At 70.7% G+C, this 24,282-nt stretch carries 25 protein-coding genes and 1 riboswitch; of the genes, 12 read left to right on the top strand and 13 right to left on the bottom strand.

The window, feature by feature from the left end; translation table 11 throughout:
* Nucleotides 1-14 precede the first annotated feature (14 nt).
* The 3 genes from ACFVGW_RS28165 to hisN all read right to left on the bottom strand — a co-directional run bounded on the left by ACFVGW_RS28165 (nt 15) and on the right by hisN (nt 1,997).
* Nucleotides 15-434 carry a Fur family transcriptional regulator gene (locus tag ACFVGW_RS28165; protein ID WP_352186968.1) on the bottom strand — a complete coding sequence of 140 codons (420 nt, stop codon included), beginning with the start codon at nt 432-434 and terminating at the stop codon, nt 15-17.
* A 198-nt stretch (nt 435-632) separates the two neighbouring features.
* A complete protein-coding gene (locus ACFVGW_RS28160; protein WP_352186969.1) occupies nt 633-1,034 on the bottom strand; it encodes a CBS domain-containing protein in 402 nt (133 codons plus the stop codon).
* 162 nt (nt 1,035-1,196) lie between these two features.
* Nucleotides 1,197-1,997 carry a histidinol-phosphatase gene (gene hisN / locus ACFVGW_RS28155; protein WP_352186970.1) on the bottom strand — a complete coding sequence of 267 codons (801 nt, stop codon included), beginning with the start codon at nt 1,995-1,997 and terminating at the stop codon, nt 1,197-1,199.
* A gap of 106 nt (nt 1,998-2,103) precedes the next feature.
* Here hisN and ACFVGW_RS28150 point away from each other — a divergent pair, with 106 nt between their 5' ends.
* A complete protein-coding gene (locus ACFVGW_RS28150) occupies nt 2,104-2,763 on the top strand; it encodes a TetR/AcrR family transcriptional regulator (RefSeq protein WP_385853907.1) in 660 nt (219 codons plus the stop codon).
* On the opposite strand, the gene ACFVGW_RS28145 is transcribed toward ACFVGW_RS28150, so the two are convergent.
* The 4 genes from ACFVGW_RS28145 to ACFVGW_RS28130 form a co-directional block, all read right to left on the bottom strand.
* The gene (locus tag ACFVGW_RS28145; RefSeq protein WP_352186972.1) at nt 2,655-2,978 is read right to left on the bottom strand and encodes a multidrug efflux SMR transporter; all 324 of its coding nucleotides are present in this window, start codon (nt 2,976-2,978) and stop codon (nt 2,655-2,657) included. The two genes, ACFVGW_RS28150 and ACFVGW_RS28145, sit on opposite strands and share 109 nt — an antisense overlap.
* A gap of 92 nt (nt 2,979-3,070) precedes the next feature.
* Nucleotides 3,071-4,084 (bottom strand): ribosome small subunit-dependent GTPase A, encoded by a 1,014-nt coding sequence (gene rsgA / locus ACFVGW_RS28140; RefSeq protein WP_383228430.1) that lies wholly within the window; start codon nt 4,082-4,084, stop codon nt 3,071-3,073.
* A 3-nt stretch (nt 4,085-4,087) separates the two neighbouring features.
* A complete protein-coding gene (gene aroA, locus ACFVGW_RS28135; protein ID WP_385853906.1) occupies nt 4,088-5,431 on the bottom strand; it encodes a 3-phosphoshikimate 1-carboxyvinyltransferase in 1,344 nt (447 codons plus the stop codon).
* A gap of 28 nt (nt 5,432-5,459) precedes the next feature.
* The gene (locus tag ACFVGW_RS28130) at nt 5,460-6,146 is read right to left on the bottom strand and encodes a M50 family metallopeptidase (RefSeq protein ID WP_383228432.1); all 687 of its coding nucleotides are present in this window, start codon (nt 6,144-6,146) and stop codon (nt 5,460-5,462) included.
* Between the two features lie 62 nt (nt 6,147-6,208).
* Here ACFVGW_RS28130 and ACFVGW_RS28125 point away from each other — a divergent pair, with 62 nt between their 5' ends.
* From ACFVGW_RS28125 to def, 8 genes are all read left to right on the top strand, one after another.
* On the top strand, nt 6,209-7,024 hold the full coding sequence (locus tag ACFVGW_RS28125; RefSeq protein ID WP_385853905.1) for an SOS response-associated peptidase: 816 nt from the start codon (nt 6,209-6,211) through the stop codon (nt 7,022-7,024).
* 38 nt (nt 7,025-7,062) lie between these two features.
* Nucleotides 7,063-7,698: an alpha/beta family hydrolase gene (locus tag ACFVGW_RS28120; RefSeq protein ID WP_385853904.1), complete on the top strand. Its 636-nt coding sequence runs from the start codon at nt 7,063-7,065 to the stop codon at nt 7,696-7,698.
* A 239-nt stretch (nt 7,699-7,937) separates the two neighbouring features.
* Nucleotides 7,938-8,594: a sigma-70 family RNA polymerase sigma factor gene (locus tag ACFVGW_RS28115; protein ID WP_352186978.1), complete on the top strand. Its 657-nt coding sequence runs from the start codon at nt 7,938-7,940 to the stop codon at nt 8,592-8,594.
* Nucleotides 8,591-8,890 (top strand): mycothiol system anti-sigma-R factor, encoded by a 300-nt coding sequence (gene rsrA, locus ACFVGW_RS28110; RefSeq protein ID WP_352186979.1) that lies wholly within the window; start codon nt 8,591-8,593, stop codon nt 8,888-8,890. The genes ACFVGW_RS28115 and rsrA overlap by 4 nt, the downstream gene beginning before the upstream one ends.
* Nucleotides 8,891-9,027: 137 nt before the next feature.
* Entirely contained in the window at nt 9,028-10,548 is a 1,521-nt protein-coding gene (locus tag ACFVGW_RS28105) for an HD-GYP domain-containing protein (protein WP_385853967.1), read from the top strand.
* The gene (locus ACFVGW_RS28100) at nt 10,545-11,846 is read left to right on the top strand and encodes an HD-GYP domain-containing protein (RefSeq protein ID WP_385853903.1); all 1,302 of its coding nucleotides are present in this window, start codon (nt 10,545-10,547) and stop codon (nt 11,844-11,846) included. Before ACFVGW_RS28105 ends, ACFVGW_RS28100 begins: the two co-directional genes overlap by 4 nt.
* Before the next feature lie 79 nt (nt 11,847-11,925).
* Nucleotides 11,926-12,906, top strand: coding sequence for a hypothetical protein (locus ACFVGW_RS28095; protein WP_260228954.1), 981 nt, complete (start codon nt 11,926-11,928; stop codon nt 12,904-12,906).
* Between the two features lie 69 nt (nt 12,907-12,975).
* On the top strand, nt 12,976-13,605 hold the full coding sequence (gene def / locus ACFVGW_RS28090) for a peptide deformylase (RefSeq protein ID WP_352186981.1): 630 nt from the start codon (nt 12,976-12,978) through the stop codon (nt 13,603-13,605).
* A gap of 75 nt (nt 13,606-13,680) precedes the next feature.
* On the opposite strand, the gene ACFVGW_RS28085 is transcribed toward def, so the two are convergent.
* The 6 genes from ACFVGW_RS28085 to ACFVGW_RS28060 form a co-directional block, all read right to left on the bottom strand.
* Nucleotides 13,681-14,691: a ribonucleotide-diphosphate reductase subunit beta gene (locus tag ACFVGW_RS28085; RefSeq protein WP_352186982.1), complete on the bottom strand. Its 1,011-nt coding sequence runs from the start codon at nt 14,689-14,691 to the stop codon at nt 13,681-13,683.
* On the bottom strand, nt 14,691-17,054 hold the full coding sequence (locus ACFVGW_RS28080; protein WP_383228437.1) for a ribonucleoside-diphosphate reductase subunit alpha: 2,364 nt from the start codon (nt 17,052-17,054) through the stop codon (nt 14,691-14,693). Before ACFVGW_RS28080 ends, ACFVGW_RS28085 begins: the two co-directional genes overlap by 1 nt.
* 150 nt (nt 17,055-17,204) lie before the next feature.
* Nucleotides 17,205-17,285, bottom strand: a riboswitch (cobalamin riboswitch).
* Nucleotides 17,286-17,363: 78 nt separating this feature from the next.
* The gene (locus tag ACFVGW_RS28075; protein ID WP_385853902.1) at nt 17,364-17,867 is read right to left on the bottom strand and encodes a GNAT family N-acetyltransferase; all 504 of its coding nucleotides are present in this window, start codon (nt 17,865-17,867) and stop codon (nt 17,364-17,366) included.
* Nucleotides 17,868-17,950: 83 nt separating this feature from the next.
* The gene (gene mctP / locus ACFVGW_RS28070) at nt 17,951-19,570 is read right to left on the bottom strand and encodes a monocarboxylate uptake permease MctP (protein ID WP_385853901.1); all 1,620 of its coding nucleotides are present in this window, start codon (nt 19,568-19,570) and stop codon (nt 17,951-17,953) included.
* Nucleotides 19,567-19,821: a DUF3311 domain-containing protein gene (locus tag ACFVGW_RS28065; RefSeq protein ID WP_383228440.1), complete on the bottom strand. Its 255-nt coding sequence runs from the start codon at nt 19,819-19,821 to the stop codon at nt 19,567-19,569. Before ACFVGW_RS28065 ends, mctP begins: the two co-directional genes overlap by 4 nt.
* Nucleotides 19,822-20,028: 207 nt before the next feature.
* Nucleotides 20,029-20,793, bottom strand: a complete 765-nt coding sequence (locus ACFVGW_RS28060) for a GntR family transcriptional regulator (protein WP_383178218.1) — start codon at nt 20,791-20,793, stop codon at nt 20,029-20,031.
* A 283-nt stretch (nt 20,794-21,076) separates the two neighbouring features.
* Between ACFVGW_RS28060 and ACFVGW_RS28055 the strand changes: the two genes are divergently transcribed.
* The 3 genes from ACFVGW_RS28055 (at nt 21,077) to ACFVGW_RS28045 (ending at nt 24,276) form a co-directional block, all read left to right on the top strand.
* Nucleotides 21,077-22,357 (top strand): extracellular solute-binding protein, encoded by a 1,281-nt coding sequence (locus ACFVGW_RS28055; protein WP_385853900.1) that lies wholly within the window; start codon nt 21,077-21,079, stop codon nt 22,355-22,357.
* 75 nt (nt 22,358-22,432) lie between these two features.
* Nucleotides 22,433-23,425 carry a carbohydrate ABC transporter permease gene (locus tag ACFVGW_RS28050; RefSeq protein ID WP_383228441.1) on the top strand — a complete coding sequence of 331 codons (993 nt, stop codon included), beginning with the start codon at nt 22,433-22,435 and terminating at the stop codon, nt 23,423-23,425.
* Nucleotides 23,422-24,276, top strand: a complete 855-nt coding sequence (locus ACFVGW_RS28045) for a carbohydrate ABC transporter permease (RefSeq protein WP_385853899.1) — start codon at nt 23,422-23,424, stop codon at nt 24,274-24,276. Before ACFVGW_RS28050 ends, ACFVGW_RS28045 begins: the two co-directional genes overlap by 4 nt.
* Nucleotides 24,277-24,282 lie beyond the last annotated feature (6 nt).

The following is a 24,282-nucleotide window of genomic DNA, read 5'->3' as shown; positions in this document are numbered from 1 at the left end:
CTTCGTCGTGCGTCTCAGGCGGTCGCGGCGCAGTTCGGGCAGAGGCCCCGGTACGTGACCTCCACACCGGAGATCGTGAAGCCGAAGCGCTCGGAGTCCGGGAGGTCCGCCAGCGGGTTGCCGGAGGGGTGGACGTCACGGATCGCGCCGCAGCGGCCGCAGACCAGGTGCTGGTGCGGGCGATGGGCGTTCGGGTCGTACCGCTTGGCGCGGCCGTCCGTCGCGACCTCCATCACCTCGCCGAGCGTGACCATCTCGCCCAGGGTGTTGTAGACGGTGGCCCGGGAGATCTCGGGCAGCCGTTCCACGGCACGCGCGTGGACCTCGTCGGCGGTCAGATGGACATGATCTCCGTCGAGCACCTCGGCCACGACACGCCGCTGCGCGGTCATTCGCCAGCCGCGGCCGCGCAGACGTTCCAACAGGTCACTCATGAGAGCCAGAGTAACAGCGGGGCTCCATGATCCCGAACGGGTGTGACTTTGGATGTTCACTTGACTTAGACATTGTCTATCATAGGATCGAAGGGCAAGCGGCTGGAGCCGCGGTCCAGGCCCTGCGCGGCCGAGGGCGCTTGTCGTGAAAGAGAGGGAGGGCCGGTACGCGTGATCGCGTACCGGCCCTCCCTCGTCTCAGCTCGCCATGGTCGTCGCGTGGCGGTGTGCCGGGGTCCAGCAGCGGATGATGTCGCGTACGGAGACGATGCCGACCGGCCCGTGTCCGTCGAGGACGACGAGGTGACGGAAGCCGCCGTGGGTCATGGCGGCGGCCGCCTCCTCCAGGGTCCAGGTGGGTGCGGCGAAGACGACGTCGGTGGTGGTGTGGGAGCCCGCGGTCTCGCGGTCCGGGTTCTGGTCGGCGCCGATCGAGTTGAGGATGTCGCGCTCGGTGAGGATTCCGAACCCGCCGGCGTCGGTGTCGTGGACGACCGCCGCGCCGACGCGGCGCGCCGACATCAGCCGGGCGGCCTGGCGGAGAGTGTGGGCGGGGCCGATGGTGAGGACCACCGTGCTCATGGCGTCACGGACGAGCATGAAAGGAGCCACCTCCTCGGTGAACCGTTCCCGCTTTCAACGAGAACGGATTCACAAGTTCACAAGTGGGGGGACTTTCAGAGTCGCAGCGGGCCGGGGGCCTGACAAGGGGGCGCGCGAGGCGCGCCCGGGGGGTGCGTGAGGCGGCTCTTCCGCCGTGCGTCAGTTCTTCTGGTTGAGGTAGCTCAGCAGTTCGCCGTGGAGCAGACCGTTCGACGCCGCCGCGTTGCCGCTGTGCGGACCGTGCCGCCCGTCCAGGCCGGTGAACGTGCCGCCGGCCTCCTGGACGACGATCGCCGTCGCCGCCATGTCCCAGAGCGAGAGCTCCGGTTCGGCGCAGAGGTCCACCGCGCCCTCGGCGACCATCATGTACGGCCAGAAGTCGCCGTAAGCCCGGGTCCGCCAGCACGCGCGCGTGAGGTCGAGAAAACCGTCGAGCCGGCCCCGCTCCTCCCAGCCGCTGAGCGAGGAGTACGCGAACGAGGCGTCGCCCAGCTCCGCGACCTTCGAGACCTGGAGCCGCGTCGCCGAGGTCAGGCTGCGGCCCGTGTACGCCCCCGCGCCCTTCGCCGCCCACCAGCGGCGGCCCAGCGCCGGCGCCGAGACCACGCCGACGACGGGCTGGAACCCGGTGTCACCGGCCTCCATCAGCGCGATCAGCGTCGCCCAGACCGGCACACCGCGGACGTAGTTCTTGGTGCCGTCGATCGGGTCGATCACCCAGCGGCGCGGACCCGTGCCCTCCACGCCGTACTCCTCGCCGAGGATCGCGTCGCGGGGGCGCGCCCGCTGGAGCTGACCGCGGATCAGCTCCTCGGCGGCCTTGTCCGCCTCGCTCACCGGCGTCATGTCCGGCTTCGTCTCGACCTTCAGGTCGAGCGCCTTGAACCGGTCCATGGTGGCCGCGTCGGCGGCATCCGCGAGGACGTGGGCGAGACGCAGATCGTCGTGGTAATCGGCCATGGTCGAAACTCTATCCCCCGAAGGGAGGTGGCCCCACGGGAGGCCTTGACAGTGCGTGGCGGCCCGTCAACTCTGAGCGCAGAACCGTTCTGGCCGGGAGGCGACGATGCCGACTGCCCGTGAGGCCCTGCTCGATGCCGCCCTCGCGTCGCTCACGCTGCTGCCCTGGTCCGCGGTCCGCATGGTCGACGTCGCCTCCGCCGCGGGCGTCTCCCGGCAGACCCTCTACAACGAGTTCGGCAGCAAGGAGGGCCTCGCCCGCGCGCTCGTACGGCGCGAGGCGGACGCGTACCTCCAGGGCGTCGAACGGATCCTGGCCGCACCTGCCCCGCCCCGGCGGAACCTCCTCGCCGTCGCCGAGTGGACCGTCTCGCAGGCCTTCGCCCGGCCCCTCCTGAGGGCTCTGCTCACCGGCTGCTGGGGCGAGCGGCTCCCCGTGCCCCGCCCGGCCAGGGCCGGATCACGCGCCTCCGCCGTCCCCGCGCAGCGCCGCGCCGACGCGGGCGTGCCGTCCCCCACCGACCTTCTCTGCCTCGCCCGCGACCGCGCCGCGACGGCGCTCCAGGGCCGTGACGGAGACGTACGGAACTCCTGCGAGATCGTGCTGCGGCTCGCGCTCTCCTACGTCGTCGCCCCGGCACCCCTCGTGGCGGACGGTCAGTGCGCCGACCCCGAGAGCTGGAGCCCGACCACGCCGACGATCACCAGCGTGATCGACACGATCTTCAGGGTCGACACGACGTCACCGAGGAAGATCATCCCGTAGATCGCCGTCCCGGCCGCGCCGATGCCGGTCCAGACCGCGTACGCGGGGCCCACGTCCAGCTTGCGCAGCGCGAGCGTCAGCAGTCCGAAGCTTCCGAGGGCGAAGCAGGCGAAGGCGACCGTCGGCCAGAACCGCGTGAACCCGTGCGAGAGCTTCAGGCAGACCGCGAACCCCGTTTCCAGGAGCCCGGCGACCACCACGAGCAGCCACGCCATCGTCAGTGCCTCCCGCGTCGTAGGTGACTGCTTCGTCGCACTTGGTGCGATTATGCACTTACCAACGGTGGTCGACCGCAAACGTGGGCGCGTCAGTCGCCTTCGCGTCGCTCCCGGGTCGAGAGCAGCCGGCGCAGTGAGTACAGCCGCGCCGGGTCCGCGTGCCCCTCGGCCACCCACGCGTCCAGCGCGCAGTCCGGTTCGTCGTGGCTGCACGCCCGCGGACAGTTCTCCGTACCCGGTACGAGGTCGGGGAAGGCGAGGATCACCCGGGACGGGTCGACGTGGTTGAGGCCGAAGGAGCGCACGCCCGGGGTGTCGATCACCCAGCCGCCCTCGCGCGCGGCGAGCGGGAGAGCGAGCGCCGAGGTGGTGGTGTGCCGGCCGCGCCCCGTCACGGCGTTGACGTGACCGGTGCTCCGCCGCCGGTCCTCCGGGACCAGCGCGTTGACGAGGGTCGTCTTTCCGACACCGGAGTGGCCGACGAACGCGGTCGTGCGGCCCTTCAGGTGCTCGTGCACCCGCTCGGCGGCGACTCCGTCCACGAATTCGTCGCGCGTGGTGACCACGTACGGCACACCCAGCGCGCCGTACATCTCCAGGAGCTCGTCCGGCTTGGCCAGGTCCGACTTGGTCAGCACCAGGAGCGGGGTCAGCCCGCCGTCGTACGCGGCGACCAGACAGCGGTCGATCAGCCGCGGGCGCGGCTCGGGGTCGGCGAGCGCGGTGACGATCGCCAGCTGGTCGGCGTTGGCGACGACGACCCGTTCGAACGGGTCGTCGTCGTCGGCCGTGCGGCGGAGCACGGAGCTGCGCTCACCGATCCGTACGATCCGGGCCAGCGTGTCCTTCTCGCCGGACAGATCGCCCACGAGCGAGACCCGGTCGCCGACGACCGCAGCCTTGCGGCCCAGCTCGCGCGCCTTCATCGCCAGGACCACCCGGTCCTCGACGAGGACGGTGAGCCGGCCGCGGTCCACGGTGAGGACCATGCCCTCGACGGCGTCCTCGTGCTTGGGGCGGATGGTGGTGCGGGGACGGTTGCCCTTGCGGTTGGGCCGCTGGCGGATGTCGTCCTCGTCGGTGCGCTTCCCGTAGTGCCGCATGGATCAGACTCCGAGCATTTCGGTCCACATCCTGGGGAAGTCGGGCAAGGTCTTGGCCGTCGTCGCCACGTTCTCGATCTCCACTCCCTCGACCGCGAGGCCGATGATCGCGCCCGCGGTCGCCATCCGGTGGTCGTGGTACGTGTGGAAGACCCCGCCGTGCAGCGGGCGCGGGCGGATGAGCAGCCCGTCCTCGGTCTCCGTCACATCGCCGCCGAGCTCGTTGATCTCCTTGGTGAGCGCCGCGAGGCGGTCCGTCTCGTGGAGCCGCAGATGCGCCACGCCGCGCAGCGTCGAGGGCGAGTCGGCGAGCGCCGCCACCGCCGCGATGCCGGGCGTCAGCTCGCCGACCTCGCTCAGGTCCACGTCGATGCCGTGGATCCGGCCGGTACCGGTGAAGGTGAGACCCGCCTCGGTCAGCTCGCAGGAGCCACCCATCTCGGTGAAGATCTCCCGCAGCGCGTCACCGGGCTGGGTGGTCCTGACCGGCCAGTCCGGGATCGTCACCCGGCCGCCGGTGACCAGAGCCGCGGCCAGGAAGGGCTGCGCGTTCGAGAGGTCGGGCTCGACCGTCAGATCGCGTCCGAGCAGCGCCGACGGGGAGACCCGCCAGACGTTCGGCTCACCGCCGGTCTCCGGCTCGTCGACCTGGGCGCCCACCTGGCGGAGCATGTCGACGGTCATCCGGATGTGGGGGAGGGACGGGAGCTTCGCTCCCACGTGCCGTACCTCCACGCCCTGGTTGAAGCGGGGGGCCGAGAGCAGCAGGGCGCTCACGAACTGGGAGGACGAGGAGGCGTCGATCTCCACCGGGCCGCCGTCCAGCGCCCCGCCGCCGTGCACGGTCATCGGCAGCGCGCCGCGCCCGTCGTCGTCGATGCGGGCGCCGAGCACGCGCAGCGCGTCGATCACACCGTGCAGCGGACGCTCGTGGGACCGGGCGTCGCCGTCGAAGTGCACCGGTCCGTCGGCGAGGGCCGCGACCGGGGGCAGGAAGCGCATGACCGTGCCGGCGTTGCCGACGTCCACGGTCGCAGGGCCGTGCAGACCGGCCGGGATGATCCGCCACGCCTCGCCCGTACCGCCCGCGGCGGAGGAGCTGGAGTTGACCGTCTCCTCGATCTTCACGCCCAGGGTGCGCAGGGCCTCCGCCATGAGCAGCGTGTCGCGCGAGCGCAGCGGGCGGCGGAGCCAGCCCGGCTCGGCGGCTAGCGCGGCGAGGACCAGACCGCGGTTGGTGACCGACTTCGATCCGGGCACGGTGACGGTCGCGTCGACGGCACCGCTCGCATAGGGGGCGGGCCAGAGGTCGGTGTGCAGGTCGGAGTGCGGGGAGGTATCGGTCATGCCCTCACTTTAGTGGGGCACGCGGAGGCTACAGCCCCAGCAGCCAGCGGCCTCCGCCGATCAGGGAGCAGATCGCGACCGCGTGAAAGAAGAAGAGCCAGAGCGCCGGGTGGACGTGGGTGAGGCGGGCGAGCTGGTCGGCGTCCGAGTCCGGTGCCCCTCCGTGGCGCCTCTTGCCCTGCAGCTCGAAGACCGGGCGGACCCCGCCGAGGAGCAGGAACCAGACGACGGAGTACGCGAACGCCGACTGGACGTCCGGGCCGGTGAGCCAGGAGACCAGCAGGAACGCGGCGCCCGTCACGAGGACGGTGAAGATCCCGTACGCGTTCCTGACCATCACCAGCATGGCGAGGAGGAGCGCCGTGGCGAGCCAGAGGAGCAGCGTGATCCGGTGGTCGGCGAGCAGCCAGGCGCCGCCGAGGCCGAGCAGCGGGGCGGCGGTGTAGCCGGCGGCGGCGGTGAGGATCATGCCGATGCCGGTGGGGCGCCCGCGCGAGACGGTGAGCCCGCTGGTGTCCGAGTGGAGCCGGATGGACTGCAGCCGGCGGCCCGTGACGAGGGCGATCAGACCGTGGCCGCCCTCGTGGGCGATGGTGACGGCGTTCCGCGAGATCCGCCATATCGCGCGGGGGACCGTGGCGAGGAGCGCGGCCACGCCGGTGACGATCACCAGCCACTCTTCCGGGGCGGGCTGCGTGCCGAGGACTTCGGTCATTTTCTGGACTGGCTCCTCGGACGGGATCGGGTGGGGATCGGGATCGTGGCAGTGTGGCACGTATGTGCGGACGGTATGCAGCGAGTCGTCGGCCCGAGGACCTGGTGGGGATCTTCGAGGTCGAGAAGTGGGAGCCGGAGGAGACCCTCGCTCCCGACTGGAACGTGGCCCCGACCAAGGAGGTCTACGCGGTACTGGAGCGTCCTCTCAAAGACGCGGATTCGCCGCGGCCGGTTCGCCAGCTGCGGAGACTGAAATGGGGCCTCGTGCCCTCCTGGTCGAAGACGCCCGAGGGTGCGGCCCGGATGATCAACGCGCGGGCGGAGACGATCGCGGAGAAGCCCTCCTTCAAGCGGGCCTTCTCCGCGCGCCGGTGCATCCTGCCCGCGGACGGCTACTACGAGTGGGTCACCGGCGCCGGGGAGCGGGAGCTGGAGGTCGAGGGGAAGAAGAAGCGGACGCGGAAGCAGCCGTACTTCGTCACCCCGGCGGACGGCTCCGTCTTCGCGATGGCCGGTCTCTACGAGTTCTGGCGCGACCGCACCCTGCCCGACGACCACCCGGCGGCCTGGTGGGTGACGTGCTCGGTCGTCACGACGGAGGCGGAGAGCGGTCCGCTCGGCGTGGCCCCCGAGGAGGGCCCCCACTCGCTCGCAGACATCCACCCGCGGATGCCGCTCATGCTCACCCCGGACCGCTGGGACGCCTGGCTGGACCCCCGGCGCAGCGACGCCGAGGAGCTCAAGGGGCTGCTCGCGGCGCCGCCCGAGGGGCTGATGCGGGCGTTCCCGGTCGCGACGGCGGTGAGCAACGTCCGCAACAACGGGCCGGAGCTCATGAAGGAACTCGACGGCCCGGAGGTCGGCACGCTGTTCTGAGCACACCCCGGGACGCCTGCGCGCGGCAGGATGGGGGCGTGACCACGAGTGAGATCGTTCCGACCGACGCCGGGGACGCCCGGATCACCTGGTGTCCGGGGAAGAAACCGTGGGCGGTGCTCGCCCTGAGCCACGGGGCCGGCGGCGGGATCGAGGCGCGCGACCTCCAGGCCCTGGCGGGCGCGCTGCCCGCCCGAGGGGTGACCGTCGCGCTCGTCGAGCAGCCGTGGCGGGTCGCCGGGAAGAAGGTGGCCCCGGCGCCGAAGACCCTGGACACCGGCTGGCGCGGGATCTGGCCCGCCCTCGGCGGGCCCGGCCTCCCGGTGATCGCCGGGGGCCGCAGCGCGGGCGCCCGGGTCGCCTGCCGGACCGGGCAGGAGCTCGGCGCCGCGGCCGTCCTCGCGCTGAGCTTCCCGCTGCACCCGCCGGGCAGGCCGGAGAAGTCCCGGGCCGGCGAACTGCTCGGGACGGGTCTGCCCACCCTCGTCGTCCAGGGCGGCAACGACTCCTTCGGAAAGCCCGCCGAATTCCCCGAAGGGCCGTACCGACTCGTCGAGGTGCCGTACGGCGATCACGGCTTCGCCGTCGCCAAGCGCGCCCCCGTGACGCCGGACGGCACGCTCGCCCTCATCGTCGAAGAGGTCACCTCGTGGGTCACGTCACTCCGCCCCTGAGGGCGGGAATGCCGAGCGTGCGACCACGGTTGTGCCCCATGTCGGTGTGAGAGCAAGGAGAGGGAGTCCGTCGCATGGGTTCGACCATCTGCCCCGAGCGCGCGCAGGCCGCTGACCTCGACTGGACAGTGCTGCCCGCTCCCAAGACCGCCCCTATTCGGGCGGCGGGCGGAGCGGTTCCTCGTCTATCCTCCGAATCGAGTGGGTCCGCATTCGGATTCGCCGCAGCGCTGGAGGAGGTGGGTCCGGTCACTGGGACCGACACAGGGACCGACGACGGCCCCGAGGAGACGACCGCGGAGCGCAACGCACGCTTCGAGCGGGACGCCCTCGGCTACCTCGACCAGATGTACTCCGCCGCGCTCCGGATGACGCGCAATCCCGCGGACGCCGAGGACCTGGTGCAGGAGACGTACGCCAAGGCGTACGGCTCGTTCCACCAGTTCCGCGAGGGTACGAACCTGAAGGCCTGGCTGTACCGCATCCTCACCAACACCTTCATCAACTCGTACCGCAAGAAGCAGCGTGAGCCCCAGCGGAGCGCCGCCGAGGAGATCGAGGACTGGCAGCTCGCCCGTGCCGAGTCGCACATGTCGACGGGTCTGCGGTCCGCCGAGTCACAGGCGCTCGACCACCTGCCCGACTCCGACGTCAAGGAAGCGCTCCAGGCGATCCCCGAGGAATTCCGCATCGCCGTCTATCTCGCGGATGTCGAGGGCTTTGCGTACAAGGAGATCGCGGACATCATGGGGACACCCATCGGTACGGTGATGTCCCGACTGCACCGGGGCCGCCGCCAGTTGCGCGGCATGCTCGAGGACTACGCCCGCGACCGCGGGCTCGTTCCCGCGGGCGCCGGAGAGTCGTCGAACGATCTGAAAGGCTCGGGCTCATGAGCTGCGGAGAGCCGCACGAGACGGACTGCTCGGAGGTCCTGGACCATCTCTACGAGTTCCTCGACCGAGAGATGCCCGACAGTGACTGCACGAAGTTCGAGGTGCACTTCGAGGAGTGCTCCCCCTGTCTGGAGAAGTACGGCCTGGAACAGGCGGTGAAGAAGCTCGTCAAGCGCTGCTGCGGCAGTGACGACGTGCCCACCGATCTGCGGGCCAAGGTGATGGGCCGCATCGACCTGATCCGCTCGGGCGAGGTCGTGCCCGAGCACGACGTCACGGCGACGGCTCAGGAGTAGCCCCGCACGCCGACGAAGGGCCGCCGTGAGGTGATCACGGCGGCCCTCGCGCATACATCAGCTTGTATCACCCGATGGTGCGAATCGGCCGCCGCGGCCCCGCACGCCCCGTCCAACTCGCTAGCGTGACAGGCGTGATGGGCGTGATGGCGATTCCGTGGGCGGCACGCGTGTACATCGGCTGCGCGCTCGTCGGCGCCGTCGGCTGCGCCCTGCCCGCACTGCGCCCCGGCGCGCACACGCCCTGGAGCGCCGTCGCGCTCCTCGCGGCGCTGTACGCCCTGTGCGAGTTCCCCGCCCGCTGCCCGCTCCTCGGCCGGCTGCTCGGCGGCGCCACCGCCCCCATGGGCGCCGGCTCCTTCTTCCCCGTCCTGCTCGCCTCCGCCCTGCTCCTGCCGCCCGCCGCAGCCGCGCTCACCGCGCTGCCGGGGGCGCTTCTCGCCCGGGTCGAGCAGCGGCCGGCGGGGGTACGCCGGGTCTGGCGCACCTCCCAGCTCCTGATCGCCGTCTGGGCCGCCGCGCTCGTCGCCGAGACCCTGGGCTGCGACGAGGTCATCGGGAAGGGGGCGTACATCCCCGACTTCCCGTACGCCCTGCTCCCCGCCGCCGCCTCGGCGCTCACCTTCTGCCTGGCCCTGACGGCCCTCGACGGCGGGATCCGGATCGCCGCGGAGAGGATCCCGCCGCGCAGGGCGTGGCGGGGGCAGCCCGGCCGCGCGCTCGCCCCGTACGCGGTGCACGGCCTCGCCGGGCTGATGATGGCGGTGCTCTGGCGCAGCACGTACGGCCCCGTCGCCGCGCTCTTCGTGCTGCTGCCGATGTACATCTCCTGCTGGGTATTCACCCAGTACCACCGCGAAAGCGCCGCGCACCAGGCGACGATCCGCGCCCTCGTGCAGGCCGTCGACATCAAGGACAGGTACACCCGCGGACACAGTGAGCGGGTCGGCCGGGCGTCGGTGCTGATCGCCCACGAGCTGGGCATGGCGGAGGAGCGCCTGGAGATCCTCCGCTTCGCGGGGATCCTGCACGACGTGGGCAAGCTCGGCGTACCGACCCGGGTGCTGCGCAAGGACGGGCCGCTGACCCCCGAGGAGCGCCGGATCATCGAACTGCACCCGGAGTACGGACACGAGATGGTCCGCGGCATCGGCTTCCTCGGGGAGGCACGGGCGGCGATCCTGCACCACCACGAGCGGATGGACGGCAGCGGGTACCCGTACGGGCTCAGCGGGAGCCAGATCCCCGAGTTCGCCCGGGTGGTCGCGGTCGCCGACGCCTTCGACGCGATGACCTCGACCCGGTCCTACAGCCGGGCCCGGCCGGTGGCGACGGCGGTGGCGGAGCTGGAGCGCTGCTCCGGCACGCACTTCGACCCCCGGATGGTCGGGGCGCTGGTCCGGGCGCTCGACCGGCACGGCTGGCAGACGGCGGTCACGGCCGACGAGCCCGGCCTGCCCGGCCGGCCCGGAAACGTTCCGGCCGCGCGTGGCCCCGTCGCGGCTCCGAAGACCGTGCGCGCGCCGCGCGCCGCGGCCGGCCCGCCGCCCGCCCCCGACGCGATCGCCACCCTCGGCGACCGCGCGGCGCTCCCGGCACGGCGCCCGGGAGCCCGCGTCGCACCCCACGCGCCCGTCCCGCCCGGCGGGCGCGCGTGAGGCGCCCCCGGAGCGTGACCCTCGGGGCGGTCCACGGCGGCGCGCTCGTGCTCACCGCCGCCGGACTCGGGTTCACGCTCTGGAACGGGGTCAGCGATCCCGGGAACGCCCTCGCGTTCGGTGTCCTCATCGCCGTCGGCGAGCTGGCCCGCCGGGGCGCCCCGCCGGGGGGCGGCGCCCCGACCGCGCCCGGCGAGCTCCGGGGAAGGGAGCCCGCGCCCCTCGCCGCCGCGGGAGCCCTCGCGTACGCCCTCCTCGGTGAACAGGCCGGGCACGCGACCACCCACGGCGTCCTCCAGATCGTCGCCGTCGTCGTGGCGGGACGGCTCGTCGGGATCGTCCCGCACCTCGCCCGCGGCGAGGAACCCGACCTCGACCACCAGGCCCGCCGCATCCTCACCGTCGGCTTCGCCGCCCTCTGCTTCCAGCCGCTCTACAACTCCGGCGAGGTCACCGCCCGCCTCGGCAACGGCCCCGCCTACGCCCTCCTCCTCGCGCTGCTCCTCGGCCTCACCGCCCTGTGCGACGCCGTCCTCGCCGCCCTGATGCTCCGTGCCCGCACCGGCTTCCCCTACGGGCCCCTCCTCCGCGAGGAGCTCCGCGCCCTGATCGGCATCGGCTCCGCCGTCTGCGCCACCGGCACCGTCATGGCGCTCGGCGTGGCCGCCGCCGGACTCTGGGCCCTGCCCGTCTTCTGCGTGCCGCTGCTCCTCACCCAGGTCTCCTTCCGGCGGTACGAGGCCGTACGGGCCACCAACCGGCAGACCATCGCCTCGCTCGCCCGCGCCACCGAGATCGCCGGCTGCACCGCACCGGGCCACGCCCGCCGCGTCGCCGCGCTCAGCGGGGCCGTCGGGCGTGAGCTCGGTCTCACCGGGCCCGAGCTGACCGTCCTGGAGTACGCCGCCCTCATGCACGACATCGGGCAGCTCTCCCTCGTCGACCCCGTCCCCGAGGGGGCCACCGCCCTCCTCCCCGCCGAGGAGCAGCGCCGGATCGCGCTCCTCGGCGGCGCGGTCGTCCGCCAGACCGGCGTCCCGGCGGCCGTGGCCGTCGTCGTGGAACGCCAGGCGGACCCGTACCGCGACCAGCCGCTGCCCGCCCGGATCGTCCGTACCGTCAACGCCTACGACGACCTCACCGGCGCCGATCCCGGGGCCGCCGGGTCGCTCGCCGCCCTCGAACGGCTCCGCCTCTCCACCGCCCGGGACCACCATCCCGACGTCGTCGAATCCCTTGCCAGGGTCCTCGCGCGAGGCGCCGTGACCGGGGGCGTCACCCCCGTCCCTCCTGGGTAACCCATGGGTAATGAGCGCGCGTCCAACCGGGCATGGTTGGATGCGAACAAGAGGGTGAAGCGACCGGCAGGCGGGAATCGTGAGGATCTTCGGGAAGGTACGGCATCGGCCCTCCGCCTCGTGGCGGCAGGCCACCGACCGCGCGTTCACGCTGATCGGCGACGGCCGGTACGAGGACGCGGGCGCGCTCCTGACGCGCGCGGCGGACCTGGAGCCCTGGCTCTCGGAGTCCTGGTTCAACCTGGCGCTGCTGCACAAGTTCCGCCACGACTGGGAGCAGGCCCGGGCCGCCGGGCTGCGCGCCGTCGCGCTCCTCGACAAGGAGACCGGCGCTCCCGACTGGTGGAACGTCGGCATCGCCGCCACCGCGCTCCAGGACTGGCCGCTGGCCCGCCGCGCCTGGCAGGCGTACGGGCTCAAGGTGCCCGGGGCCTCCGCCGGGACCGGTGAGCCCGCCGGGATGGAGCTGGGCAGCGCCGCCGTCCGGCTCTCGCCCGAGGGCGAGGCCGAGGTCGTGTGGGGCCGCCGGCTGGACCCGGCCCGTATCGAGGTCCTCTCCATCCCGCTGCCGTCCTCGGGCCGCCGCTGGGGCGAGGTCGTGCTCCACGACGGCGTGCCCAACGGCGAGCGCACCACCAGTGCCGGCCCCTCGTACCCCGTCTTCGACGAGATCGAGCTCTGGGCGCCCTCGCCCGTCCCCACCTGGGTGGTCCTCCTGGAGGCCGCCACCGAGGCGGACCGGGACGCCCTGGAGCAGCTCGCCGCCGACGCCGGGTTCGCCGCGGAGGACTGGTCCTCCTCGGTCCGGCTGCTCTGCCGGGCCTGCTCCGAGTCGACGATGCCCAGCGCCGAGGGCGAGGGCGAGCACCTCGACCCGCACGACCACAGCGAACCGGGACACCCCGGCCCCCTCGGCCACCGCTCGCCCGGCGAGCTCTGGGTCCCCGAACGGGAGTGCGGGATCGCGGCTCCCGTGGGTCTGGTCCGCGGCCTGCTCGACGGCTGGGTGGCGGACAGCCCCGACAGCCGTGAGTGGCGGGATCTCGAAGAGGTCTGCTGAACTGCCCGGATCCTGCCCTTAGGCTGTACGGGACCATCGACTGGGGTTCTGAGGAAGGCGTGCGGCGGAATGGCGCAGCAGGAGACTGACGAGCAGATCAACGACGGTTTCGTCGTCGACACGGAGGACTGCGAGGCGCGCGAGCTCGCGTACCGCGAGCGCGGCACGGCGCGCCCGATCACGGTCGTCGGCAACCCGGTGCTCCACCGGGAGTGCAAGGACGTCACGGAGTTCGACGACAAGCTCGCGGCGCTGATCGACGACATGTTCGCCAGCCAGAAGGCCGCCGAGGGCGTGGGCCTGGCCGCGAACCAGATCGGCGTCGACCAGAAGGTCTTCGTCTACGACTGCCCCGACGACGAGGGCGTCCGCCACACCGGCGTCGTCGTCAACCCGGTGCTCCAGGAGCTGCCGGCCGAACGCCGGATTCTGGACGACTCCAACGAGGGCTGCCTCTCGGTCCCGACCGCGTACGCCTCGCTGGCCCGCCCGGACTTCGCGGAGGTCCACGGCCAGGACGCCCAGGGCAACCCGATCAAGGTCCGGGGCACCGGCTACTTCGCGCGCTGCCTACAGCACGAGACGGACCACCTGTACGGCTTCCTGTACATCGACAAGCTCTCCAAGCGCGACCGTAAGGACGCCCTGCGCCAGATGGAAGAGGGCACCCCGCGGTACGAGACGGTCCCGAACGACTGACCTCGGCGTACGACGAAGGGCCCCGCTCCCCCCGGAGCGGGGCCCTTCGCCGTGCCTGCGGACCTGGCGGCGGACCTAGAAGTCCTCGTCCAGGTCGACCGAGCCCTCGACCGCCACCTGGTAGGCGGACGGACGGCGCTCGAAGAAGTTCGTCAGCTCCTGGACGCCCTGGAGCTCCATGAACGCGAACGGGTTCTCGGAGCCGTACACCGGTGCGAAGCCCAGGCGCTGGAGGCGCTGGTCGGCGACGCACTGGAGGTACTCGCGCATCGACTCGGTGTTCATGCCCGGCAGACCGTCACCGCACAGGTCGCGGCCGAACTGCAGCTCCGCCTCGACGGCCTCCTTCAGCATGTCGGTGACCTGCTGCCGGAGCGCGTCGTCGAAGAGCTCCGGCTCCTCCTTGCGGACGGTGTCCACGACCTCGAAGGCGAAGTTCATGTGCATCGTCTCGTCGCGGAACACCCAGTTGGTGCCGGTCGCGAGGCCGTGCAGCAGACCGCGGGACCGGAACCAGTACACGTAGGCGAAGGCGCCGTAGAAGAACAGACCCTCGATGCAGGCGGCGAAGCAGATCAGGTTCAGCAGGAAGCGGCGGCGGTCGGCCTGCGTCTCCAGGCGGTCGATCTTCTCGACCGAGTCCATCCACTTGAAGCAGAACTGCGCCTTCTCGCGGATCGAGGGGATGTTCTCCACCGCGTCGAAGGCCGCCGCGCGGTCCTCCGGGTCGGGCAGGTAGGTGTCGAGCAGCGTCAGATAGAACTGGACGTGCACGGCCTCCTCGAACAGCTGGCGCGAGAGGTACAGGCGCGCCTCGGGGGAGTTGATGTGCTTGTACAGCGTCAGCACGAGGTTGTTGGCGACGATCGAGTCGCCGGTCGCGAAGAACGCCACCAGCCGGCCGATCATGTGCTGCTCACCGGGCGTCAGCTTGGCGAGGTCGGCGACGTCCGAGTGGAGGTCGACCTCCTCCACCGTCCACGTGTTCTTGATCGCGTCCCGGTAGCGCTCGTAGAAGTCCGGGTAGCGCATGGGGCGGAGAGTCAGCTCGAAGCCCGGGTCGAGCAGGTTCTTGGTGTCGGACATCACTGGCAGGCCTCGCAGGACTCGGGGTTTTCGAGGGAGCAGGCGACGGCCTCTTCGGGGGTCGCCTGCACGGGGACGGGGACGGAGGCCTGGGCCGCGCGGGCGATGCGGGTCGCCGGGCGGGAGCGCAGGTAGTACGTCGTCTTCAGGCCCTGCTTCCAGGCGTACGCGTACATCGACGACAGCTTGCCGATCGTCGGCGTCTCCATGAACAGGTTCAGGGACTGCGACTGGTCGAGGAACGGCGTACGGGCCGCCGCCATGTCGATCAGACCGCGCTGCGGGATCTCCCACGCCGTCCGGTACAGGTCACGCACCTCGGCCGGGACCCAGGTGAAGCCGGCCACCGAGCCGTTGGACTCGCGCAGCGCCTCACGGGTCTGCGCGTCCCACACGCCGAGCCTCTTCAGCTCCTCCACCAGGTAGGAGTTGACCTGGAGGAACTCGCCCGAGAGCGTCTCGCGCTTGAACAGGTTGGAGACCTGCGGCTCGATGCACTCGTACACGCCCGCGATCGAGGCGATCGTCGCCGTCGGCGCGATGGCGAGCAGCAGGCTGTTGCGCATGCCGACCGCGGCGATCCGCTCGCGCAGCGCGGCCCAGCGCTCGGGCCAGTTGAGCTCCACGTCGTAGTGGTCGGGGTGCAGGACACCGCGGGCCGCGCGGGTCTTGTCCCAGGCCGGCAGCGGCCCGTTCCGCTCGGCGAGGTCGGCGGACGCCTCGTACGCGGCGAGCATGATCCGCTCGGCGATACGGGTGGACAGCGCGCGCGCCTCGGCGGAGTCGAAGGGCAGCTTCAGCTGGAAGAAGACGTCCTGGAGGCCCATCGCGCCCAGGCCGACCGGGCGCCAGCGGGCGTTGGAGCGGCCGGCCTGCTCGGTCGGGTAGAAGTTGATGTCGACGACCCGGTCGAGGAACGTGACGGCCGTACGGACGGTCGCGTCGAGCCGCTCCCAGTCGATGTCCGAACCGGCCACGAACGCACCGAGGTTGACCGAGCCCAGGTTGCAGACGGCCGTCTCGCCGTCGTCCGTGACCTCCAGGATCTCCGTGCAGAGGTTGGAGGAGTGCACGGTGTGGCCCGGCTCGGCGGTCTGGTTGGCCGTACGGTTCGAGGCGTCCTTGAAGGTCATCCAGCCGTTGCCGGTCTGGGCCAGGGTCCGCATCATCCGGCCGTACAGGTCACGGGCCGGCATGGTCTTGCGGGCCAGGCCCTTCGCCTCGGCGGCGCGGTACGCGGCGTCGAACTCCTCGCCCCACAGGTCCACCAGCTCGGGCACGTCCGCCGGGGAGAAGAGCGACCACTCGGCGTCCGCGTTGACCCGGCGCATGAACTCGTCCGGGATCCAGTGCGCCAGGTTCAGGTTGTGCGTACGCCGGGCGTCCTCACCGGTGTTGTCGCGCAGCTCCAGGAACTCCTCGATGTCCGCGTGCCAGGTCTCCAGGTAGACCGCGGCCGCGCCCTTGCGCCGTCCGCCCTGGTTCACGGCCGCCACCGAGGCGTCCAGCGTCTTCAGGAACGGCACGATGCCGTTGGAGTGCCCGTTGGTGCCGCGGATCAGCGAACCGCGGGCGCGGATGCGGGAGTACGACAGGCCGATGCCGCCCGCGTGCTTCGAGAGCCGCGCCACCTGGTGGTACCGGTCGTAGATGGAGTCCAGCTCGTCCAGCGGGGAGTCGAGGAGGTAGCAGGACGACATCTGCGGGTGGCGGGTGCCGGAGTTGAAGAGCGTGGGGGAGGAGGGCAGGTAGTCGAGCCGGCTCATCAGCCCGTACAGCGCGGCGACCTCGTCGAGCGCGCGGGTGGAGTCGTCCTCGGCGAGGCCGCAGGCGACGCGCAGCATGAAGTGCTGCGGGGTCTCGATCACCTGGCGGGTGATCGGGTGACGCAGCAGGTAGCGCGAGTAGAGCGTCCGCAGACCGAAGTAGCCGAACCGGTCGTCCGCGTCCGCGTCGACGAGCGCGTCGAGCCGCTCGGAGTGGCGCCGGACGAACTCGGCCGTACGGTCGGCGATCAGGCCCTCGCGGTGACCGACGGTGACGGACGCGGAGAAGGTGACCGAGCCCTGCGAGGCCGCCTCGTCGGCGATCGTGATCGTGAGCAGCCGGGCGGCGAGCCGGGAGTACGCCGGGTCCTCGGCGATCAGACCCGCGGCCGCCTCCGTGGCCAGCTCGCGCAGCTCCGCCTCGTCCGAACCGGCGTTGCGGCCGCGCAGCGCAGCGGCGGCGACCTTGCCGGGGTCGGTGTCGGTGAGGTCGGCGGTGAGGTCGGTCAGGGTCCGCAGAAGCACGGTCCCGGGTCCGTCGCTCTCGTTGCCGTCGCTCTCGATCGCTGCGGCCGGATCGGCGGGCGCGATGGTCACGTGGGGCTCTCCCTCGCTCGGCTCGGGGCCGGCGGAGGGAGGCGGGCGGCGGCCGCACCCGTGGACAGGGGAGGGCCGCGCCACGGCCCACTCCGCGAGGCCCGGACGTCTGTGGCACCCGGAACGGAAGGACCGGGCGCGCCGTCCGCAGGTCTTCGGACTCGGTCCGCGTGCGCAAGCACGCAGAAACCACACCGTTGCGGGACAGTTCCGGATTTCCACCGGATTCCCCTGCGAGGACAGCGAGGATGAGCATACATGTGGGGGGCGCCCCTCGAAGCACCCCCCACATGTTGTGTCGTTGGCGAGTCAGAGCTCCAAGGCGTAGGTGAGCAGGGGGTCCATGTCGGCGAGCGGACTCCAGTCCCGTCCGGGCGTGCGGACGAAGCCCGTTCGCACGTACATCCGGTGCGCGGAGGCCATCCCGGGCTGGGTGGAGAGCACCACGCGACGGCATCCCCCGGTCTCCCGCGCCCGCTCCACACAGGCCCGTACGAGCGCCTCGCCGACGCCCCGGCCCCGCGCGTCCTTCGCCACGGCGAGCATCCGGAACTCGGCCTCGCCCTCGCCCGCGATGTCGGCCCACTCCTCGCCGCCCCGGGCGAAGGTCACCCCGCCGAGCACGACGCCCGAGCGGTCCACCGCGACCAGCACCTCCGCCTCCGCGACCCGCCGGGGCACGTCCCGCAGCAGGTGGAGGTAGTCGTCCTCCTCGCCGAAGTCGAGGTGTCCGTCGTCGAGGTAGGCGCGCGCGGTGATGTCGCCGAGGGTCTCGTGCTCCTCGGGCCGTACCGCCCTGATGGTGAAGTCCATGGAGGGCAGTCTGCCCCGGGGGTACGGCGAAGGGCCCGGGATTTCCTCGCGGAGACCCCGGGCCCTTCGCCGTACCGGAACGGTCAGTGACCGGCGCCGACCTTGGGCAGCGGCTTCACGCCCGAGTCGCCCGCGTCCGCCGTGTAGTCCGACGGAGAGGTCTCGTCGACGCCCTCGGGGGCCTTCACGGCCTTCAGGACGAAGGTCAGGACGACGGTGACGATCACGTTGATCACGAAGGCGGTGAGACCGATGTAGCCGATCTCGCCGATGCCCGGGATCTCGGCGGACGAGCCGCCGAAGTGCTTCTGGGTCGGGCTGGCCACGCCGTACGCCGCCGCCGTGCCGTAGACCATGCCGACGGCCCAGCCGGCGAGCAGCGCCCAGCGGTGGAACCAGCGGGTGAACAGACCGCCGACCAGCGCCGGGAGGGTCTGCAGGATCCAGATGCCGCCGAGCAGCTGGAAGTTGATCGCGACCGTCTTGTCCATGGTGAGGACGAAGGCGAGCGCGCCGACCTTCACGAGCAGCGACACCAGCTTGGAGACCTTGGTCTCCTGCTCCGGCGTGGCGTCCGGCTTCAGGAAGTCCTTGTAGATGTTGCGCGTGAAGAGGTTGGCGGCGGCGATCGACATGATCGCGGCCGGCACCAGCGCGCCGATGCCGATGGCGGCGAAGGCCACGCCCGCGAACCAGTCCGGGAACATGTTCTCGAAGAGCTGCGGGATCGCGAGCTGGCCGTTGGTGACCTTGACCCCGGCGGCGATCGCCATGAAGCCGAGCAGCGCCAGCAGGCCCAGCATCAGCGAGTAGAGCGGCAGGATCGTGGTGTTGCGGCGGATCACGTCACGGCTGCGCGAGGAGAGCGTCGCCGTGATCGAGTGCGGGTACATGAAGAGCGCGAGCGCCGAGCCGAGCGCCAGCGTCGCGTAGCCCCACTGGCCCATCTCGCCGGGCACCAGCGCACCGCGCGGCTTGTCGGTCGCCGGGTTGATCGTCGCGTAGGCCTCGCCGGCCTTGGCGAAGATCTCGTCGAAGCCGCCCAGCTTGATCGGGATGTAGATGATCGCCACCGCGATGACGATGTAGATCAGGGTGTCCTTGACGAAGGCGATGAGCGCCGGGGCGCGCAGACCCGAGGAGTACGTGTACGCCGCGAGGACACCGAAGGCGATGAGCAGCGGCAGGTCCTTGATGAACCAGTGCGTGGTCTCGCCGCCGCCCACGCCCATCACGTCCAGGACGGCCTGGATGCCGACGAGCTGGAGCGCGATGTACGGCATGGTGGCGAGGATGCCGGTGACGGCGACCGCGAGCGAGAGGCCCTTGGAGCCGAAGCGGCCGCGGACGAAGTCCGAGGTCGTCACGTATCCGTGCTTGTGCGACACCGACCAGAGGCGCGGCAGGAAGGTGAAGATCAGCGGGTAGACCAGGATCGTGTACGGCACGGCGAAGAAGCCGGCCGCGCCCGCCGCGTAGATCGCCGCGGGGACGGCGACGAAGGTGTACGCGGTGTAGAGGTCGCCGCCGAGGAGGAACCAGGTCACCCAGGTGCCGAACGAGCGGCCGCCGAGGCCCCATTCGTCGAGGCTGTTCTCGTTCTCGGCTCTGCGCCAGCGTGAGGCGAGGAATCCCATGACCGTGACGGCCAGGAAGAAGAAGATGAAGACGGCGAGTGCGACGCCGTTCACGCCGTCCTTCACTGCGACGCACCTTCCTTGCGGGCGCGCTGGTCACGCTGCCACAGCTTGTAAGCGATCATGGTCAGCACGGTCGAGATGACGACCCAGGCCATCTGGTACCAGTAGAAGAACGGGATCCCGGCGAGGGTCGGCTCGACCTTCGCGTACGAGCTCACCCAGAGCATCGCCACGAACGGCGCGATCAGACAGAGCGCGACCACCACGCGGATGGGTGTGACGACCGGTTGTTTCCCTTGTGTCACTTCGGACATACGGCGACTCCGTCCCCTCGCTGAACACCATGGATCGCATGGATCATGCGTAATGCGCGTGAAATCTAGGGGACTGTTTCGTTCCATGGAACCCCCGTCCGAATAACGGACGGGTGTCGATCTGGCGGCCCGGCGGACACGACGATGCCCCGACACTCCTCACGGATGTGCCGGGGCATCGGTTCACGCCGAATCGGCGTTCTCCGCTCAGCCGTTGGGGCGCTGGAGCCGGGCCACGAACTTGTACCGGTCGCCGCGGTACACCGAGCGCACCCACTCGACCGGCTCGCCCTGGGCGTCCAGCGAGTGGCGGGAGAGCATCAGCATCGGTAGGCCCACGTCCGTACCGAGCAGGCCGGCCTCGCGCGGGGTCGCCAGCGAGGTCTCGATGGTCTCCTCGGCCTCGGCGAGGTGCACGTCGTAGACCTCGGCCAGCGCGGTGTACAGCGAGGTGTACTTCACCAGGGAGCGGCGCAGCGCGGGGAAGCGCTTGGCCGAAAGATGCGTGGTCTCGATCGCCATCGGCTCGCCGCTCGCGAGCCGCAGTCGCTCGATCCGCAGCACGCGTCCGCCGGGCGAGATGTCGAGCAGCCCTGCGAGGGTGTCGTCGGCCGTCACGTACCCGATGTCGAGCAGCTGCGAGGTGGGCTCGAGACCCTGCGCCCGCATGTCCTCGGTGTACGAGGTGAGCTGCAGCGCCTGCGAGACCTTGGGCTTGGCGACGAACGTGCCCTTGCCCTGGATCCGCTCCAGGCGGCCCTCGACGACCAGCTCCTGAAGGGCCTGGCGCACGGTGGTGCGCGAGGTGTCGAACTCGGCGGCAAGGGTGCGCTCCGGCGGGACGGGCGTGCCGGGCGGCAGCGTCTCCGTCATGTCGAGCAAATGCCGCTTCAGTCGGTAGTACTTGGGCACGCGGGCGGTGCGGGTGCCGACCCCGCCCTCTTTCTCCGTGCCGCCCGCGTCCGTGGCCATGGCCTGCCTTCCCGACTCCTGTGCTGCTGCCGTCACCGGCTCCTCCGTCTGTCGCGGCTCACATGGTGGCACGGACCGGTCACGGGTCGTCGCCCTCCCTCAGGTGTCGGTCCGATAACGGACCCGACTGCCCTTCTTATACACCCTTGACACCCCTAAAGGTCTAGGCCAAGCTCCGGGTACTGGTCTAAACCATTAAAGACCAGGTCCCAGCCCCACGAGCACTACTCGACGTATGTCTTCGCGCGGTGGGGGGGTTGCAGGCATCCCTGAGGAGGGTGGCGTGAAGCGCAAGCTCATCGCGGCGATCGGCGTCGCGGGCATCATGGTCAGCATTGCGGCGTGTGGCGGTACTGACAAGAGCGGGGACAACGCCGGCGGCGACGCCAAGGAGCTGACCGTCTGGCTGACGGTCGACGCCCAGAACAACTGGCCGGAGCTGGTCAAGGCCGCCGACGACGCGGTGACCAAGAAGCACCCGGGCATCAAGATCAAGCACGAGTACTACGGCTGGCCGGACAAGAACACCAAGCTCGACGCGGTGCTCGCCACGGACAAGGCCCCGGACGTTGTCGAGATGGGCAACTCCGAGATGATCAGCTACATGGCCAAGGGTGCCTTCGCCGAGGTCGACGCCTCGAAGTTCGAGAACTCGGACCAGTGGCTCGACGCCCTCAAGGAGTCGGTCACCTACAACGGCAAGACCTACGGCGTCCCCTACTACGCCGGTGGCCGCGTGGGCACCTGGCGCAAGGACATCGCCGCCGAGGTCGGCGTGAAGGCCGCCCCGAAGACCTGGGCCGAGCTGACCTCCGCGCTCGACGCCATCCAGAAGAAGAAGGGCGCCAAGTTCAGCGCCTGGTACCAGCCGGCCCCGGACTGGTACGGCGCGATGGCCTTCGTCTACGGCGCCGGCGGCTCCATCGCCAAGCAGGAGGGCGAGACCTGGAAGGCGAACCTGTCCTCGCCCGAGTCCCTCAAGGGCCTCAACGAGTACAAGGGCATCCTCGACAAGTACATGCACGGCGACAAGACCAAGGACGAGGCCGACCGTCCCGTCGTCTTCGGCCAGGGCAACGCCGCGACGATGTTCGCCGCCGGCTGGGAGGGCGCCACCTCCGCCACCCCGGAGAACGACAAGGTCGGCGGTCTGGCCGACAAGGTCGAGAACTTCGTCATGCCCGGCCCGTCCGGCAAGGCCCTCCCGGTCTTCCTCGGCGGCTCGGACCTCGCCATCCCGGTCAAGTCCAAGGCGCAGGGCGTCGCGGCCGAGTGGATCGCCGCCTTCACCGGCGCCGAGGGCCAGAAGGGCCTCGCCGCCAAGGGCAACCTGCCCAACAACAAGAAGGACCTCGCCCCGCTGAAGGCCGACCCGGCCACCACGGTCCCGGCCACCGCCGCCGAGTCCAGCTGGTTCGTGCCGACCGCCCCGGGCTGGGGCCAGGTCGAGAAGGCCCAGATCCTCAAGACGATGCTGATCGAGATCGCCAACGGCAAGAAGTCGGTCGACGCCGCCGCCAAGGACGCGGACGCCGCGATCGACAAGGTCATCAACACCAAGTGACCTATGGGCAGGGCCCCGTCACCGTGACGGGGCCCTGCTTCCCGTACCACGAGAGGGATCGCTGAGGAGCACGGGATGAGTGCCGCAGACACAACCACCGCGAAGGTGCCGCCGGCGCGGCAATCGCCACCATCCGGCTCCGCAGCCGGTACCCCGAAAGCGGGGAAGAAGCCGACCTCGGGCGGGGGTGGCATCCCCTGGCTGCTGCTCGCGCCCTGCCTCCTGATCCTGCTCCTGGTGCTCGGCTATCCGCTCGTGCGCCTGGTCACCCTCTCGTTCCAGTACTTCGGACAGCCCCAGCTCTGGGGCTTCCAGGAGGCGGAGTGGGCGGGCGTCGAGAACTTCACCAAGATCCTCGGTGACGGCGAGTTCTGGGCCGTCGTCCTGCGCACGGTGATCTTCGCGGGCGGCGCCGTCGTCCTCACGATGGTCCTCGGCATGCTGATCGCGTTGCTGCTGCAGCGGGTCTCCGGCTGGGTCAAGGCGCTCATCAACATCGCGCTCGTGGCGAGCTGGGGCATGCCCATCATCGTCGCCACCGCCATCTTCAAGTGGCTCTTCGACACCGACTACGGCGTCCTCAACTGGCTGCTCAGCAAGGTGCCGGGCGTCGACATGATCGGCCACAACTGGTTCGCCAGCGGCCCCCAGGGCCTCGCCGTCATCATGCTGCTGGTCGTCTGGGGCGCCGTGCCCTTCGTCGTCATCACGCTCAGCGCAGGCCTGACCCAGGTCCCCAAGGAGCTGGAGGAGGCCGCCCGCCTCGACGGCGCCGGAGCCTGGGGCGTCTTCCGCTTCGTCACCCTGCCCATCCTCAAGCCGATCATCGTCATGCTGACGACGCTCTCGGTGATCTGGGACATGGGCGTCTTCCCGCAGGTCTACGTGATGCGCAACGGCCACCCCGAGGCCGAGTTCCAGCTGCTCACCACGTACTCGTTCGACAAGGCGTTCGTCGTCAACGACTACGGCACGGGCTCCGCGATCGCGCTCGTCACCGTCGTGCTGCTGCTCGGCGTGGTCGCCGTCTACATGCGTCAGATGCTGAAGATCGGAGAGGTGGAGTGAGCACGGACACCGCGGCCCCCGCCGTCACCCGCCGCCGCACGTCGAAGCTCGGCTGGAACCTGATCGGGCTCCTCGTCTTCGTGACGATCGGCTTCCCGGTCTACTGGATGGTCAACACGGCCTTCAAGCCGGCCAAGGACGCCATCGACCCCAACCCGCACTTCTTCCCCTCCACCTTCACGTTGGAGAACTTCAAGCGCGCGCTGGAGATCGCCGACTTCTGGGGCCCTGTCACCCGCAGCCTCGTCGTCTCGTCCGTGGTCGTCGTCATCGGCATCATCGTCGGCATGCTCGCGGCGCTCGCCATCTCGCGCTTCGCCTTCCGCGGCCGCAAGATCGTCATCGTCGGCATCCTCGCCGTCCAGATGGTCCCGCTCGTGGCGATGATCATCCCGGTCTTCCTGATGCTCAACGACCTGGGCCAGTACGACAAGATCAGCGGCCTGATCATCACGTACCTGACCTTCATCCTCCCCTTCACGGTGTGGACGCTGCGCGGCTTCATCGTCAACATCCCCAAGGAGCTGGAGGAGGCCGCCCAGGTCGACGGCTGCACCCGCACCGGCGCGTTCGTCCGGGTCGTCTTCCCGCTGCTCGCCCCGGGCATGGTCGCCACCTCCGTCTACGGCTTCATCCAGGCGTGGAACGAGTACCTCTACGCGCTGATGCTGATGAGCCAGCAGAACCAGACGGCCACCGTCTGGCTCGGCAACTTCATCACGAAGAACGGCACCGAGTACGCCCCGATGATGGCGGGCTCCACCATGATGGCCGTCCCCATCGTGATCCTCTTCCTGCTCGTCCAGCGCAAGATGGCCGCGGGCCTGACGGCCGGCGCGGTGAAGGGATGACACCGC

This window comes from Streptomyces sp. NPDC127129 (assembly GCF_042671585.1).
Taxonomy (GTDB): domain Bacteria; phylum Actinomycetota; class Actinomycetes; order Streptomycetales; family Streptomycetaceae; genus Streptomyces.
This window is presented reverse-complemented; position numbering and strand designations above follow the sequence as displayed.